12 protein-coding genes are annotated in these 15,176 nt (G+C 56.8%); 6 read left to right on the top strand and 6 right to left on the bottom strand.

Features of this window, described 5'->3' with window-relative positions:
- Positions 1-21: 21 nt before the first annotated feature.
- The 6 genes from ACR0BU_RS12820 to ACR0BU_RS12795 are packed head-to-tail and all read left to right on the top strand — an operon-like array spanning position 22 to position 6,771.
- On the top strand, positions 22-1,731 hold the full coding sequence (locus ACR0BU_RS12820) for an IlvD/Edd family dehydratase (RefSeq protein ID WP_480737696.1): 1,710 nt from the start codon (positions 22-24) through the stop codon (positions 1,729-1,731).
- Positions 1,731-2,498 carry an SDR family NAD(P)-dependent oxidoreductase gene (locus ACR0BU_RS12815; protein WP_480737694.1) on the top strand — a complete coding sequence of 256 codons (768 nt, stop codon included), beginning with the start codon at positions 1,731-1,733 and terminating at the stop codon, positions 2,496-2,498. The genes ACR0BU_RS12820 and ACR0BU_RS12815 overlap by 1 nt, the downstream gene beginning before the upstream one ends.
- 4 nt (positions 2,499-2,502) lie before the next feature.
- On the top strand, positions 2,503-3,396 hold the full coding sequence (locus ACR0BU_RS12810; protein WP_480737693.1) for a 2-dehydro-3-deoxygalactonokinase: 894 nt from the start codon (positions 2,503-2,505) through the stop codon (positions 3,394-3,396).
- Positions 3,393-3,998, top strand: a complete 606-nt coding sequence (locus ACR0BU_RS12805) for a 2-dehydro-3-deoxy-6-phosphogalactonate aldolase (protein WP_480737692.1) — start codon at positions 3,393-3,395, stop codon at positions 3,996-3,998. Before ACR0BU_RS12810 ends, ACR0BU_RS12805 begins: the two co-directional genes overlap by 4 nt.
- Complete coding sequence (locus ACR0BU_RS12800; RefSeq protein ID WP_480737691.1) at positions 3,995-4,855, top strand: SMP-30/gluconolactonase/LRE family protein; 861 nt, start codon at positions 3,995-3,997, stop codon at positions 4,853-4,855. The genes ACR0BU_RS12805 and ACR0BU_RS12800 overlap by 4 nt, the downstream gene beginning before the upstream one ends.
- Positions 4,852-6,771, top strand: coding sequence for a beta-galactosidase (locus ACR0BU_RS12795; RefSeq protein ID WP_480737689.1), 1,920 nt, complete (start codon positions 4,852-4,854; stop codon positions 6,769-6,771). The genes ACR0BU_RS12800 and ACR0BU_RS12795 overlap by 4 nt, the downstream gene beginning before the upstream one ends.
- 40 nt (positions 6,772-6,811) lie before the next feature.
- Here the strand turns inward: ACR0BU_RS12795 and ACR0BU_RS12790 are convergent, their stop codons facing one another.
- From ACR0BU_RS12790 to ACR0BU_RS12765, 6 genes are all read right to left on the bottom strand, one after another.
- Complete coding sequence (locus ACR0BU_RS12790) at positions 6,812-8,074, bottom strand: ABC transporter permease (protein WP_480737687.1); 1,263 nt, start codon at positions 8,072-8,074, stop codon at positions 6,812-6,814.
- Entirely contained in the window at positions 8,071-8,991 is a 921-nt protein-coding gene (locus tag ACR0BU_RS12785; protein WP_298935075.1) for an ABC transporter permease, read from the bottom strand. The genes ACR0BU_RS12790 and ACR0BU_RS12785 overlap by 4 nt, the downstream gene beginning before the upstream one ends.
- Positions 8,992-9,004: 13 nt before the next feature.
- Positions 9,005-10,117 carry an ABC transporter ATP-binding protein gene (locus tag ACR0BU_RS12780; protein WP_298935076.1) on the bottom strand — a complete coding sequence of 371 codons (1,113 nt, stop codon included), beginning with the start codon at positions 10,115-10,117 and terminating at the stop codon, positions 9,005-9,007.
- Between the two features lie 117 nt (positions 10,118-10,234).
- Complete coding sequence (locus tag ACR0BU_RS12775; RefSeq protein ID WP_298935077.1) at positions 10,235-11,359, bottom strand: extracellular solute-binding protein; 1,125 nt, start codon at positions 11,357-11,359, stop codon at positions 10,235-10,237.
- Positions 11,360-11,483: 124 nt separating this feature from the next.
- Positions 11,484-13,475 carry a beta-galactosidase gene (locus ACR0BU_RS12770; protein WP_480737685.1) on the bottom strand — a complete coding sequence of 664 codons (1,992 nt, stop codon included), beginning with the start codon at positions 13,473-13,475 and terminating at the stop codon, positions 11,484-11,486.
- Entirely contained in the window at positions 13,472-15,118 is a 1,647-nt protein-coding gene (locus ACR0BU_RS12765) for an amino acid ABC transporter permease (protein ID WP_480737684.1), read from the bottom strand. Before ACR0BU_RS12765 ends, ACR0BU_RS12770 begins: the two co-directional genes overlap by 4 nt.
- Positions 15,119-15,176: the final 58 nt, after the last annotated feature.

Here is a 15,176-nt window from a genome sequence, read left to right as displayed (position 1 = left end):
TTTTCGCAAGGCTGAAAAACAATGACAAAAAAACGCCGTTCACAGCACTGGTATGGCAAGCTGGACAAGGATGGATTCATCCACCGGTCGTGGATGAAGAACCAAGGCTTTCCCGATCATGCCTTTGATGGGCGGCCTATCATCGGCATCTGTAACACATGGTCCGAGCTGACCCCGTGCAACTCAGGTCTGCGCGATCTGGCCGAAGGCGTAAAACGCGGCGTATGGGAAGCCGGTGGTTTTCCGGTCGAGTTTCCGGTGATGTCGCTTGGCGAGACCCAGATGAAGCCGACGGCCATGCTGTTCCGCAACCTGCTGGCGATGGATGTCGAGGAATCGATCCGCGCCTATGGCATCGACGGCGTTGTCCTGCTCGGCGGATGTGACAAGACCACACCAGGTCAGTTGATGGGCGCGGCGTCTGTAGATCTCCCCTCTATCGTTGTCAGCTCCGGACCGATGCTGAATGGTAAGTATCGCGGACAGGACATTGGATCCGGTACAGATGTCTGGAAATTCTCCGAGGCAGTACGCGCCGGAGAAATGACCCTGAAAGACTTCATGAACGCCGAATCCGGTATGTCGCGCAGCGCCGGGGTCTGCATGACCATGGGTACCGCCTCAACCATGGCGTCGCTGGTCGAGGCAATGGGCATGAGCCTACCCACCAACGCCGCACTGCCCGCCGTTGACGCCCGTCGAATGGCACTGGCACATCTGACCGGCAAGCGGATTGTCGAGATGGTGGACGAAGATCTGAAGCCATCCGACATCCTGACCAAAGAGGCGTTTGAAAACGCCATTCTGGCCAATGCCGCTGTTGGTGGCTCAACAAATGCGGTTGTGCACCTGCTTGCTTTGGCCGGTCGCGTTGGTATTGATCTGACCCTGAAAGACTTCGAACTCGGGTCCGAAATTCCCTTGTTGGTCAATTGCATGCCTTCGGGCAAATATCTTATGGAAGATTTCTGCTATGCTGGCGGTGTGCCGGTGGTTCTGTCAGAACTCAAACCCTTTCTACGCCCAGCCAGGACGGTTCTGAATAAAGACATTTCTGCCCATTACGAAGGCGCGGAATGCTTTAACCGCGATGTGATCCAAACCTTTGATGATCCAGTGAAACCCGCCGCGGGCTTGCGTGTACTGCGTGGTAATCTGGCGCCAAATGGAGCAATAGTGAAACCTTCGGCCGCAACGGATGAACTGCTCGAAACCGAGGCCGAGGCTTATGTTTTTGAAAGCATCGAAGACCTGAAAGCCAACATTGACCGCGACGACCTGCCGGTCACGCCCGAGACTATTCTGGTTCTCAAAGGCTGCGGCCCCAAGGGCTATCCGGGCATGCCCGAGGTCGGCAATATGCCGATCCCAGCCAAGCTGGTGAAGGAGGGTGTACGCGACATGATCCGCATCTCGGACGCGCGCATGTCCGGCACCGCATTCGGTACCGTGATCCTGCATGTCAGCCCCGAAGCGCAGGCCGGAGGTCCTTTGGCGCTGGTCAAAACCGGCGACCGCATTCGCGTTTCTGCCAGCAAAGGCGAGTTAGAGTTGCTTGTAGATGAAAAAGAACTGGACGCCCGACGGGCCTCATGGCAACCGGACGCGCCGCATTACACACGCGGCTATGCGAAACTGTATATAGATCACGTCTTACAAGCGGATCAGGGCGCGGACCTTGATTTCCTTGTCGGCAAAGATACCCGTCTCGTGACGAGAGAGAGCCACTAATGGATCAATCAACCACATTCCACGACCTCAATGGTGCATCCGTATACATCACCGGGGGCGGATCCGGTGTTGGTGCCGCGTTGACGGATGGATTCCTTGCGCAGGGTGCAAACGTCGCCTTTATTGGTCGCTCAGATGCAACTGCCTTTGTGGATGAAATGCGCGACAAGCACGGCCGTGCGCCCTTGTTCATGCAGGGCGACATGACGGATACCGAGTTGCTGCACGCCACGATGACCAAGGCCGCCGAGGCACATGGGCCGCTGAGTGTTTTGGTGAACAACGCCGCAAATGACAAACGTCATTCGCTCGACGAAACCACGCCTGAGTTTTGGGACTGGATGATCGAGGTCAATCTCAAGGCCTACTACTTCGCTTGCCAGGAGGCCGCACGTCAGATGCAGGACAAGGGCGGATCGATCATCAATTTCAGCTCGATCAGTTATATGATGGGGAATTCCGGCTATCCGATCTACACGACCTCGAACGCCGGGATCACGGGCATGACCCGCTCGTTGGCGCGGGAATTGGGTCCACACAAAATCCGCGTGAATGCCTTGGCACCCGGATGGGTTTTGACGCAGAAACAATTGGATATGTGGGCCACGCCTAAGGATCTGGCGGCACATTTGGATCGTCAATGCTTGAAAGAGCACCTGACTCCCGAGGACATGATAGCCCCGACCTTGTTCTTGGCCTCCGAGGCCAGCCGCGCGATGACAGGTCAATGCATGGCGGTTGACGGCGGCGTGGTAGTGTCTGGATGATGTCATGAACACAGAATGGATCGCCGCCGATTGGGGAACGTCACACCTACGGGTCTGGGCCATGCAGGGCGACGCCGTATTGGATCAGGCAAAATCAGACCGCGGTATGGCACGATTGGCCGGAGGGGATTTCCAAACGGCCCTGTTGGACCTCATAGGTGGCTGGTTGGGTTCTGGCCCCGTTGACGTGATGGCATGCGGGATGGTTGGCGCGCGGCAGGGGTGGGTCGAAGCACCCTACTCTGCCGTTCCTTCGACCCCGGTTCCAACAGTCCCCATCCGCGTTCCCAATACGGACTCGCGCATTCGTGCGTTTGTTGTGCCTGGCCTCAAACAGAACAACCCGCCCGATGTCATGCGTGGTGAAGAAACCCAGATTGCGGGTTTTCTGACCACGCGGCCGAACTGGGATGGCGTTCTCTGCCTGCCGGGAACGCATACCAAATGGGTGCAGATCAGCGCTGGAGAAGTCATAAGTTTCCGCACCTTCATGACAGGTGAATTGTTCGAACTGTTGCGCGGTCAGTCCGTCCTGAAACATTCGGTCGCAGAAGGCTGGGACGAGGACGCTTTTGCAGATGCAGTTGCGGACACCTTATCCAAGCCCGAGCAGCTGGCTGCCCGGTTATTTGGTTTACGCGCCGCCGATCTGTTGCAGGGTCAGGACGCAGGCGTCGCACGCGCAAAGCTGTCTGGCCTGTTGATCGGTGTGGAGCTGGCCGCCACCCGACCCTATTGGCTGGGGCAGCAACTGGCCACAATTGGCGCGGACGAGGTGTCACACATCTATGCGAAGGCCCTGCAACAACAAGGCGCTGTTGTCGAAACCGCGAACGCCACACAAACCACTCTGGCAGGCCTCTCACTGGCCCGGAACCTGACGAGGCAAACCGCATGAGCCGTCCTATCATCGCCATCCTGCGCGGATTGCAACCATCCGAAGCCGAAGCTGTTGGACGCGCCGTGATTGACGCCGGAATCGACCGGATCGAAGTCCCCTTGAACTCACCCGACCCGCTGACAAGTATTGGTTTGCTGGCGGAGGCGTTTGGAGATCGTTCACTGATCGGCGCGGGCACTGTGCTGACACCCGAACAGGTCGAGGCCGTTTCGAGTGTTGGCGGCAAGCTGATCGTCTCACCAAACTATGATGCGGATGTGATTGGCCGTACCGTCGCGCTGAACATGCAAAGTTGGCCGGGTATCTACACACCCACCGAAGCGCTTGCCGCGCTGAAAGCTGGTGCCACAGGATTGAAACTGTTCCCTGGTGTTATGGCTGGCCCTTCGGGATTGGCGGCGCTGCGCCCGGTATTGCCGACTGGTGCGCTTGTGTTTGCCGTGGGTGGCGCCGGACCAGAGAACTTTGGTCAATGGATCAAGGCTGGTGCCGATGGCTTTGGTATTGGATCCGCGCTTTATAAACCAGGCATGCAGGTCGCTGAGATCGCAGACCAGGCTGCCAAGATTGTAGCGGCCTATGATGAGGCCGCAAAATGAGCACGGTCTTTGACGACCGCCCCTGTCAGTTGGGCGAAGGGCCGCTATGGCACCCCGAAAGGCAGCAGCTGTTCTGGTTCGACATTGTTGGCAAACGCCTGATGACCCGCACGAGCGACGAGCAACAAAGCTGGGACTTTCCCGAACATGTCTCAGCCGCAGGTTGGATTGATCGCGACACGCTTCTGGTCGCCTCGGAAACCGGGCTTTGGCGGTTTGAACTACCAACAGGAAAAAAAGTATCGGTTACCCCGCTTGAGGCCGACAACCCGGTGACACGGTCCAATGACGGGCGCGCTGATCCTTGGGGGGGGTTCTGGATTGGAACCATGGGCAAACAGGCCGAACCCGGCGCTGGCTCAGTTTATCGGTACTGGCGGGGTGAGTTGCGTCGTCTGGTACCCGAAGTGACTATCTCAAATGCAATTTGCTTCGCTCCGGATCGTTCTTGCGCCTATTTCTGTGATACGCGCACCCGGTTAGTCATGCGCTGGGATTTGAACGCGGAAACAGGATGGCCTGACGGGGACAGCACCATCTTTCTCGACTTACGTGATGAAGGGCTGAACCCCGATGGCGCTGTGATCGACGCACAGGGCAACATCTGGATCGCGCAATGGGGCGTGGGGCGGGTTGCGATCTACAGCCCCGAAGGGTACTTCCTTCGCGCTGTTACCTTTGAAGCATCCCATACGTCGTGCCCGGCATTTGGTGGCGCAGATTTGACAACACTCTTTTGTACGACCGCGCGTGAAGGGCTAAGTGCAAATGAGATTGAAACACAACCTACCAACGGAATGACCTTTGCCCACGAAAATGCAGGGCGGGGTCGGGCAGAACACAGAGTCATCTTATGAAGCCAGAACTTGGCGTTTGCTACTACCCCGAACATTGGCCAGAGTCGATGTGGTCGGAAGATGCCGCACGCATGGTCGAAACCGGCCTGTCGTGGGTCCGGATTGGTGAATTCAGCTGGAGCCGGATGGAACCGCGCCCCGGTGATCTGCAATTTGACTGGCTGGACCGCGCCATCGAAACGCTTGGCGCAGCTGGATTGAAGGTTGTGCTGGGTACACCCACGGCGACGCCACCCAGATGGGTTCTGGGCAGGCATCCGGATATGTTGGCGGTGGATGAACAGGGGAACGCGCGTAAATTTGGATCGCGACGCCACTATTGCTTTAGCCATCAGGGTTACATCGATGAATGCGCGCGGATTGCGCGGATCATGGGCGAACGCTATGGGCGAAATCCGCATGTTGCCGCCTGGCAGATTGACAACGAATATGGCTGCCACGACACCACCATCAGTTACAGCCCCTCCGCCCTGCAGGCGTTTCAAAGCTGGTTGGCAACTCAATACCAAACCATTACAGCCCTGAACGAAGCATGGGGCAATGTCTTCTGGTCGATGGAGTACAACAGTTTCGATCAGATTGAACTTCCCAACTTCACTGTGACCGATCCCAACCCGGCACATGTGCTGGCCTTCCGCCGCTTTAGCTCGGACCAGGTGGTGGCGTTTAACAAGGCGCAGGTGGATGCTCTGCGCCCTTTGACAGATGCCCCGCTACTGCACAACTACATGGGTCGTACGCTGGAATTCGACCATTTCGAGGTTGGCGCCGATCTGGATATCGCCACATGGGACAGCTATCCGATCGGGTTCCTGTCTGATCGACTGCAGGCAGATCAGGCGCATAAAACAGCGTTTCTACAACAGGGTGACCCGGACATGCAGGCGTTTCACCATGATCTGTACCGCGCTGTCGGGCGTGGCCGTTGGTGGGTGATGGAACAGCAACCCGGGCCGGTTAACTGGGCTCCTTACAACCCTGCGCCCCTGCCTGGGATGGTACGCCTTTGGTCACTTGAAGCGGTTGCGCACGGGGCTGAAGTGATCAGCTATTTTCGCTGGCGGCAGGCGCTATTTGCACAAGAGCAGATGCATGCGGGACTGTTGGCGCCAGACAACCGCCCTGCCCCGGCGCTGGCCGAAGCACGCCAGACCGCTGATGACTTGGCGAAACTTGGCACCGTCGAGCAGGCACGGGCAAAGGTGGCAATCGTGTTCGACTATGCCTCGGACTGGGCCTGGGCAACCCAACCGCAAGGGGCCGGCTTCGACTATTTCGAACTGGTTCTCTCGACCTACCGAGCGCTGCGGCGCGCTGGGTTCTCAGTGGACTTACTTTCGACCACGGACATTCCTAAAAGCGGTTACGCCGTGATCTTTGCACCCGGCCTGGCGACGGTGGACCACGATTTCGAGCAGAGGCTGACGGACGGCTGCGACTTGGCAATTCTCGGGCCAAGAGCCGGAGCAATAACCCATGACTTTCAAATTCCCGAACCGGGACGCCCCGGCCTGTCGGGGTTGGATTGCCATGTTGATCTGGTAGAAACTTTACCGCCAAATGTAACGCGCCCAGTCGATGGCGGTGGTGCGGCCGAGCACTGGATTGACCGACTGTCAGGCGATGCGCCAAACCTGCTGTCCTTTGCAGATTCAACCGCCGCACTGAAAGGCACGGATGGTATCTGGTATCTGGCGGGGTCCCCGAACGAGGCGCTTTGGGATCGTATTATTGCCATGGCCGCAAAGGCAACCGGATTGACCGTTAATGCGATGCCAGCGGGTCTGCGTCGACGCGAAACTGCGGACCATGACTTTCTGATCAATTACAATGCGCATCCCGTCGATTGGAACGGGCGCGTGATCCAAGGCTGTGATGTCGCTATCTTACAGCGCAATCTGCCCGGTAAAACCTGAGTTCTTACCGGGCAGACGCAGAAGCTTGGGTAGCTAAAAGCTACTGATCACTTTGCAGGCTGTTGGGGTCAAAGACCCCTCCGAAACCGCTGTTGTTAGAGGGTTTGCTTTCAGTATCGGATGCACCGTCGTCGCCATCACCACCCAACGAATTCGGTGCAAACACGTTGCCAAAGCCGCTATTGTTGGATGGTTTTGGAGCAGATTGCGCCTCGCCTTGTTCAGCTTCCTGGGCCTCTTGCTGCTTGCGCCGTTCTTCGCGCTGCTTGCGCAGCTCCTGAATGCGCTGTTCGGCTTCAAGCTGCTTTTGCTCGCGCACATCTGCTATACACTGCGCCGGGTTGTATGCGGTTGCCGTACCAACCACTGTGATCGTCGCCACAGCAAACACAACCAACAGAACTGCGGCCATGTTCCCAGCGAAGAAGCTGGGCAGTTTGATCTTTCCAGCGAGTTCTTCGACCGTAGCCTCTTTGCGCGCCGCGGCGACCAGTTCCTGACGTTTCAACTTGGCTTCGTTCAGCAAGGCAAAGAATACCGTCAATGCCACGATGATGAAAGCCAGCGCTGAGATCGCAGGCGTGATGCCATAGCGAACCTTCTGCGCCAGTTCGATCGTCAGCGTCGGGTATTCCCCAAAGGTGAAGGTGGTGGTGTTGTAGTTCTCAAACGATGCGAGAAATGCCAGCACTGCGGCTGACGCGATGGCAGGGCGCATAAACGGCAGCATGATCTTGCGGAACGCTTGCGCATGGGTTGCGCCAAGGTCCAATGCGGCCTCGGTCAGCGCCATGTCATACCGCTGCAAACGGGCCACCAACACCAGCATGCAATAGCTGGCGATAAAGGTGGACTGGCCAATCACCGTCAGAAAGATGCCGTTCGACAGGAAACTGTCAGCACCCAGCCCGAGCATCCGATTGATCCGATCCCAAAAGACCAGGGTCGAGATACCCAGAACAACACCCGGGATCAGGATCGGCGCGATGATGATTGTGTAGTACGTGGCACGCAGCTTCGGCCATATCTGCGTCAGCATCAGAGCCCCGGCCAGGCCCATCGCGACGGACAGAACCACCGTACCAGCCCCAATAATCAGCGAGTTCTTGATGCCGTTCAGAATACGCTGATCCTGAAACAACTCTCCGAACCACTGGAAGGTCAGACATTCCCAGGGGCTCATCCTTGGGAAGCCCGAAGAGTTGAAGGCCGTGACCGACATTATGACCAGCGGGCCCAGCAGGTAGGCGAAGAAGATCGCCAGATAGACCCATATGCTTATGCGGAGGAAGGAAGTATTCATTTCCCGATATCCCCCATGTTCACCTTGAACAGGCGCATGACGGCCAGCACGAACAGGATACAGGTCACCAGCAGCACGATGGCGTAGGCGGCGCCTTGTGGCCAGTCATTGTTGTCGTTGAACTGTTGATAGATCAGTTGTGTGAACCACAGACTTGAGGGCCCGCCCAGAATTTGGGGGGCAGCAAGCGCACCCGCGCTGAGCATGAAGACCATCGTACAGCCCGAGCTGATGCCCGGTTTGGCATAAGGAATGACCACGCGCCAGTGGATCCGCCACCATGGTGCACCCAAATCCCGTGCGGCTTCGATCTGGTTTCTATCCAGACTTTCAATCACGTTATACATCGGGAAAATCATCAGCAGGATGTAGGCATAGCCCAACCCCGCATATAGCGCGATGTCGTTGCGGATGAAGTCAAACGGCACATCCCAGACCCCAAGCCCCACAAACAGCGTGTTGAGAACACCTGTTTCACCAAAGATGATCCGCAAGGCAAAGGCACGCAGGATCTCGTTGATCCAATACGGGATGATCAGCATGATCGCAAAAATGCGGATATGGCTGCCTTCGGTCTGACCAAGATAATAGGCGATCGGATAACAGATGATCAGGTTGAAGATCGTGACGCAGACCGCAGCAACCAATGTGCGGAAGAACACTCGAAGATCGACGGTGTTGTAGTCCTGACTACCGCCTTCAGGGCCAAAGACCAGATACTTGTAGTTTTCGAGCGTATAGACGTCCTTCGGCCCGCCAATCTCAGGGGGCGGCAAGTTTGGGCGGAAAGAAAAGTCGAGCATCGACAGCTGTGGCAGGATGATCAGGCCAATCGTCCAGAACAGGACGAAACCCAGGATCGCCGCCCCCATACCAATGCCGTTGCGGTTGAAAAACTCCTTTAGGAAGCCGGGCATATCTTTGGCCTCCCTATTCTGCTGCCAGCTCACCCGCAGGAACGGCCACCGCATTGCGGGTTTCGTATTCCAGCGTGATGTTCTGACCGGTGTGATCTTCAAAGGATTGACCGTGGTTCGGGATCGAGACCTTGATCTCTTTGCCGCCTTCACCTTCGGTGAAAATATTGAAGGCGTTGCCTTCAAATTCTTCATGGTTGACGCGGGCGGTGACGAAATGGTCGCCGGCTGCTCCGGTCGGCGCGATTGTGAACGCCTCGGGGCGGATAAACATCATGGCGGCGTCGCCTTCGCTCATCTTGCCCTGATTGGCGGTGGACACCCGAGCCACCAAATCGCCAGAGCGGTTGGTCGAAATCAGGACCTCGTTGTCCATGACCTTTTTGACCTTACCTCGGAAGACGTTGTTTTCGCCCACAAATGAAGCCGCAAATGCAGTGTTGGGGTCGTTGTATATCGTCTTTCCATCGGCAATCTGGTCGATCACCCCCGCCCGCATGACCGCAATACTGTCGGACATGGTCAGGGCCTCACCCTGATCGTGCGTGATGTAAATGAACGTAATGCCGACCCGCTGTTGGATTTCGCGCAGTTCGGTCCGCATATGCTGACGCAGCTTAAGATCCAGCGCCGACAGCGGCTCATCCAGCAGCAAAACATCAGGTTCGGCGCAAAGCGCACGCGCAATTGCGACCCGCTGACGTTGACCGCCTGACAATTCGCTGGGCAACTTGTCACCCTGCCCCGGCAGCGCAATCATATCCAACAACTCATCCGCACGTTTTCGACGTTGCGCGGCGCTGGCCCCCTTGATTTCCATCGAGAAGGTAATGTTTTCCCAGATTTTCATCAGCGGAAACAAAGCAAGGTTCTGGAAGATCAGCGCTGTCGGACGTTTGTTTGGTCCAATCCCTTTCATGTTCTTGCCACCGATCAGGACGTTGCCCTCACTGGGATCAAGAAAGCCGGACACTGCGCGCAGGATCGTTGTCTTACCGCAGCCCGAAGGACCAAGGAACGAAAAGAACTCGCCACCGTTTATGTTCACATTTGCATCGCGCACAGCGACAAAGTCACCGAAACGGATCCAAAGGTTTTCCAGATCTACGCCGACCCCTGCACTCATTTTGGCATCCCCCTGAGGCACGGTTCTAGGCCGCACCATAACATTTGCCGTCACGCCTGGGCGGCGTGCGGGTGAATTGCCCCCCGCGCCATGGCGAGGGGCTTGGGTTCTAAGCGATCAGGCGCTTTTGAACTTGTTGACGAACTCGGTCCGGGTTTCAGCGTACCAAGGCGCCTCGGCGGGCCATGGGTTCAGGTTCGCCAGCGAGTCGCCCGGATAGGCTTCGGCAAAGTTCTTCTTGTAGGTATCGCCGGAATACTGATCGGCACCCAGAACAGGTGAGTTGTAGCCGTGGCTGTCGATCGCGACACCGGCCGGTTTGGCCTGATAGGCAAAGTCGATAAAGGCATAGACCTGATCGATATTGGTCGCGCCGGTGGGCATCGAAATACCGTCAACCCAAGCCATCGCACCTTCGACCGGGGCCTGATAGTGCACCGGCTCACCAGCAGATTTCAGAGCCAGCGGTGGGCCATCCCATGTCTGGCCGACAATCACGCCCTCGTTCAGCAAGCCGTTTTTCTGTGTGTCGGCATCATTCCAGATCAACTTGATCCGGTTTTTGCGCTCAACACACCAGTCAGTGATCTGACCCCAGACCTTACGCATGGTGTCTTCGTCACCGTAGGCCGCCCAGACCGAACCAGGCTCCATCTCGCCCGCGCTTTCCATGTACAGACCCGCGCCCAGCATCATCGAATGCGCGCGACCCATGGTTTTTCCTGCGTTCGCTTCGGCCCAAACGTCGCCATACGACGGCGCGTCGCCTTCCGGCAGCCACAGGTCGGTGCGGTATGCGATGCCTTCGGTCCCCCAGATATGCGGCAACCAATGTGCGCCGCTATCGCCAAAGTTCCACGCATCCGTACCGATTTTGGCCATCGCCGGGTTCACCAGATCGATCGGAACCTTGTTCATGTCGAATGGCTGCAGCAGCTCCAACGGCCCCCACTGAAGCGAGCGGTTGTTGGTGGGCGAGACAATGTCAAAGCCCTGGCCCTTGGTGGCCTTCATCTTGTTGATGATTTCTTCGTTCGAACCGATACCGGTGTAGTTCACCTTGATTCCGGTCAGGGTTTCAAACTCTTGGATGAACGCGGGCGGAAGATAATCCGACCACATCAAGATGTTGATTTCACCCGACGATGCCAAAGCGCTCTTGCTGTAGAGCGGTGCTGCCAAGGCGGCAGCACCTGCACTTTTTAGGACAGATCGTCTGGAAAGTGTTTTTCTGTCAGCCATTTGTTTTCTCCCGATATTGGACTGAAGTTTTTTGTTATGTTTCGATTGTAGGACTTTCTGCACGAGTTCGTCAGCCCGAAAGTGACAGATTGTAGAATTCTTAGGTCCAGTTTTTGTTTTGCGTTTATTTTGCAGCGGTTTGATCCGGCAGTACATCTTCTTTCCAGACCGTTACATCCCGGGGCATAACAGGGTCTGATCCAACCAATATCTTGCGCCCGCCATTGCTCGGAAGGAGCAGGGCACTTGTCCCAAAATTGAAGGCAAAACCTAAGCCACCACGCCGCGTAATACGCAGATCGGGCCCATGGTCCGCAGGGCTGATACCCGCCCATTCCAATGCATTTCGTAGCACCTGTCGCAACAGGTCCTGCCCCGGCACCATGGCCAGATACGTTGCCTTTTTGGACCGGATCACAGCAGAGCTGCCATCGCAATAATCACTGATGAAACGGCCGATTACGTCCTGATCCGTGTCTACAACTTCGCGCCAGCCTGTGAACCCAAGCGGCGTGTTCCCCAAAAAAAGCACAGTTTCATTCGCCAGTTCGGGCAGTGATTCGACCCGTAACACGCGAACTCCGGTCAGATCCGCTAACGTGCCCGGTGCTAGATTGGGAGGCGTGTGCATGTCGGATGTCATACTGCCGGATCGCGCACCAATCAGAAGTTTCGCCTGCGTCGCAGTCAAGCGAGAAGCGAGTTTCTGCGTGACAATCATGCTTTGAGGTAGAACGATCAGAGCGTACCCGCTCAGATCATCCTCGGGACCAACAAAATCCAGATCGACACCCATCTCGCGCAGCGCCGCGTACCAGTCACGAACGATCTGAGCGTTTGGAAAACTGTCATCATGCGGCAGGACGTCCGCCGCCCAGATAGAAGCATAGTCCAGCAGCATTGCGACTGTCGCGTTGCCCCGCTTGGTCGGCGGCAAAGCGGCCCGGTCTTGCACAATCTGCTTCAGTTCTGTGGCCGCCTGATCTGGGCTATCGTCTGAGCGGAACAATGCGGTGTGAAATTGCTCTTGCGCAGATTTCGCCTGCCGCCAGCGGAAGAACATCACCGCCTCTGCGCCATGCGCATAGGCCGCCCAGGTCCAAAGCCGCACCATACCTTCTGCCGGTGATGGGTTTTTCTCGGCCCAATCCACCGGCCCCGGCTGCTGTTCCAGAACCCACATACGCCCGCGCCCTTGTGACCGATAAAGATCACAGTGAAACCCCTGATAATCCGGTGCGCCTGTTCGCAGATAGCGGTGTTTTTCCTGATCACTCAACCCAGAGCCCAGCAAATTTCCCAACGGGTAGCTATCAAACCCCACAACATCCAAATCGGTGGCGACATCATGGTGATCAAACTCGAAACTGCCCGCCATGAAGTTATGAGTGATATCGCGACCCGGCGAGTGGTCACGCAGGATATCAGCCTGCGCTTTATTGAACAGTCGGACCCGGTCCGAAGAATATCGCCTGAAATCGAGCGATTGGGTCGGGTTCGGCGACGCAACCAATCCATTGGGCAACCCAATTTGATCGAAGCCTGAATAGCTCGAGCCCCAGAACACTGTTCCCCACGTCTCGTTCAGAACATCGATCGAGCGGTAGCGATCAGCCAGCCAGCGGCGAAAACCCTGCCTTGCCACATCGGAATAACTGAGCACCGTGTCGTGATCGTTGTATTCGTTGTCGATCTGCCAAGCTTTCACATATGGGTTTTGACCGTAGCGACGGGCATATTCAGTAGCTATCCGGCACGCCTCGGCCAGATAGACGTCACTTGAAAAACAATAATGCCGGCGAGAGCCAAACCCCCGCACCTGCCCGTCCGGACCAATGGGCAGAATTTCGGGATGTTCATCGACCAGCCATTTGGGCGGCGCGGCCGTTGGGGTCGACATCATGACCCGCAGACCAGCCTCACCCAGGATTCCGATCACCTCATCCAGCCATCCCCATTCAAAACGCCCGCGTTCAGGTTCGATCAGACCCCAGGTGAATTCGGCAATCCGTACCCAATCCAGACCCATGTCCACCATCCGCGCAGCGTCGTCCCTCCACCGCGATGGGTCCCATTGTTCGGGGTAGTAGCAAACCCCCAGCTCAAGCTTGCTCATCGGTCGTCCTTTGCCGCGCGCCGTTCGATCCATTTCAGAAAGCTGGCACAGGCGAGTGTGATCACGACATACAGGATCGCCGCGGTATTGAAGGGCGCGAAAGGCAGAAAGCTAGCGGCCTGAAATTCGCGCATTCGTTGGGTCATGTCGCGCACCGACAGGATGGACAACAGCGAGGTGTCTTTGATCATCGCAATGAATTCATTGCCCAAGGGTGGCGTAACAATCCGCAGCGCTTGCGGCAGCACAATCAGACGCGCAGTTTGCCAGCGGGATAGACCCAGCGAACTGCCCGCCTCAAGCTGGCCTTTTGGGATGGCCTCGATACCGGATCGAAAGATCTCGGCCATATAGGCCGAATAGCCCACGGAGATGGCGATGATCCCACGGGTCATGTTGGTCATGTCGATGCCGCCACCGGTCGCATCCTTGACCGCACCCGCCAGCGGCAAACCGATATAGAGGATAATCACCAACATCGGAATGCCGCGTATCGTGTCCACGAAAAACTCGGCCCCAACGGCCAAGGGGTGCAATTTGTGCTGAGCACCCCCGATGGTCAAAGTGAGCAGGAGAAATCCAAAGACAGCAAATGCTAAAGCAGGATTGCGATACTTGTCCGGCAGAAAGCTTGTTTGCCACAGAACCGGATACCCCTGGGTATTGGCTTCGACCGGGACAAAGGCACCCGACACGCTGTCAACGGTCTCGATCTGTTCTAGAGCGCTTGCCGCATCGGTCGCGCTGCGGATTTTGTATTGTCGTTGATCGCCGCCGTCGAATTCGCCGAAGCGGATCAAATCCGCTTGCGCTTGCGGTGTGCCCCGCACGATGGCAATACGCGCATCAGTGCTGCCGACCAGCGCGTAGTTAACCTGAGGCTGCATGAAAAAAAACGCTGAGATCGCCAACAAAACCAGACTGATCGAGCCATAAGCGACGGTTGTCCGTGCCGTAGGCTTGAAGGATTGCAGCCCGACCCAGATCAGACCAATGATGGCCGCGAAGATGTAGGCGAAAATCGCGGCGCGGAATGTGATTGCGACACCAGTGGCAAATTGCCAATGGGCCATGAACATTAAATAGAACAAAAGCCCGCCGGTCAGCACTTCGAACCCTAGCCGTATGTATCCGCGAAACGGGACCATCAGGCGCGCCGAAACCAGACAAAGTGCGATGACCACTGCATACGCCGCCAACAGAATCTGCAAACCGGTTTGCACCTGTGCGACCACGTCAGGCAACAGAACCCAGGTCTGATTGGACCGATCAATCAAGGTTGACGTGTTCTCGCTGAGTGAATGGAAAAACACTGACTCTGAAAAGGGCATCAGCACCTGCGGTTGGACAAAACCCAATATCGACAATGCAACCGCTGCAGGAAATGCGGCCAGCGCAGACAGGCGTAACCAAGCAGGCGCATGTGTTTGAAACCGTGCATGCCGGGCACAGAGATAGCCCAGGATAGCGACCGCCAGAACCAACAAGAAACCGATAAAGATAGGCCCAGCGTTGTTGCCAATACCGAGTATTGCAATCAGAGACCGCAAGTACTTGGACGACGTGGCAAACAGGTAAATGATGAACGGGGCAGCAGCGAGCAACACAAGGTTGCTCGGGCGGATCGAGCTTAGGCGCGACATGGGGATCTCCGCTGGGACAAGACCCCGGCAGTATCTACCGCCGAGGCCAGTAAGTGCA

It is taken from the genome of Ruegeria sp. CK2 (genome assembly GCF_056536585.1).
Note: the sequence above shows the minus strand (reverse complement) of the source record. Positions and strands in the feature narration are given on the sequence as shown.

Coding starts and splice junctions, on each gene's coding strand:
- ACR0BU_RS12785 (WP_298935075.1), bottom strand. CDS start 8,991: ATGCCCGGCTTCCTAAAGGAGTTTTTCAACCGCAACGGCATTGGTATG.
- ACR0BU_RS12795 (WP_480737689.1), top strand. CDS start 4,852: ATGAAGCCAGAACTTGGCGTTTGCTACTACCCCGAACATTGGCCAGAG.
- ACR0BU_RS12800 (WP_480737691.1), top strand. CDS start 3,995: ATGAGCACGGTCTTTGACGACCGCCCCTGTCAGTTGGGCGAAGGGCCG.
- ACR0BU_RS12820 (WP_480737696.1), top strand. CDS start 22: ATGACAAAAAAACGCCGTTCACAGCACTGGTATGGCAAGCTGGACAAG.
- ACR0BU_RS12765 (WP_480737684.1), bottom strand. CDS start 15,118: ATGTCGCGCCTAAGCTCGATCCGCCCGAGCAACCTTGTGTTGCTCGCT.
- ACR0BU_RS12815 (WP_480737694.1), top strand. CDS start 1,731: ATGGATCAATCAACCACATTCCACGACCTCAATGGTGCATCCGTATAC.
- ACR0BU_RS12780 (WP_298935076.1), bottom strand. CDS start 10,117: ATGAGTGCAGGGGTCGGCGTAGATCTGGAAAACCTTTGGATCCGTTTC.
- ACR0BU_RS12790 (WP_480737687.1), bottom strand. CDS start 8,074: ATGAATACTTCCTTCCTCCGCATAAGCATATGGGTCTATCTGGCGATC.
- ACR0BU_RS12805 (WP_480737692.1), top strand. CDS start 3,393: ATGAGCCGTCCTATCATCGCCATCCTGCGCGGATTGCAACCATCCGAA.
- ACR0BU_RS12810 (WP_480737693.1), top strand. CDS start 2,503: ATGAACACAGAATGGATCGCCGCCGATTGGGGAACGTCACACCTACGG.
- ACR0BU_RS12770 (WP_480737685.1), bottom strand. CDS start 13,475: ATGAGCAAGCTTGAGCTGGGGGTTTGCTACTACCCCGAACAATGGGAC.
- ACR0BU_RS12775 (WP_298935077.1), bottom strand. CDS start 11,359: ATGGCTGACAGAAAAACACTTTCCAGACGATCTGTCCTAAAAAGTGCA.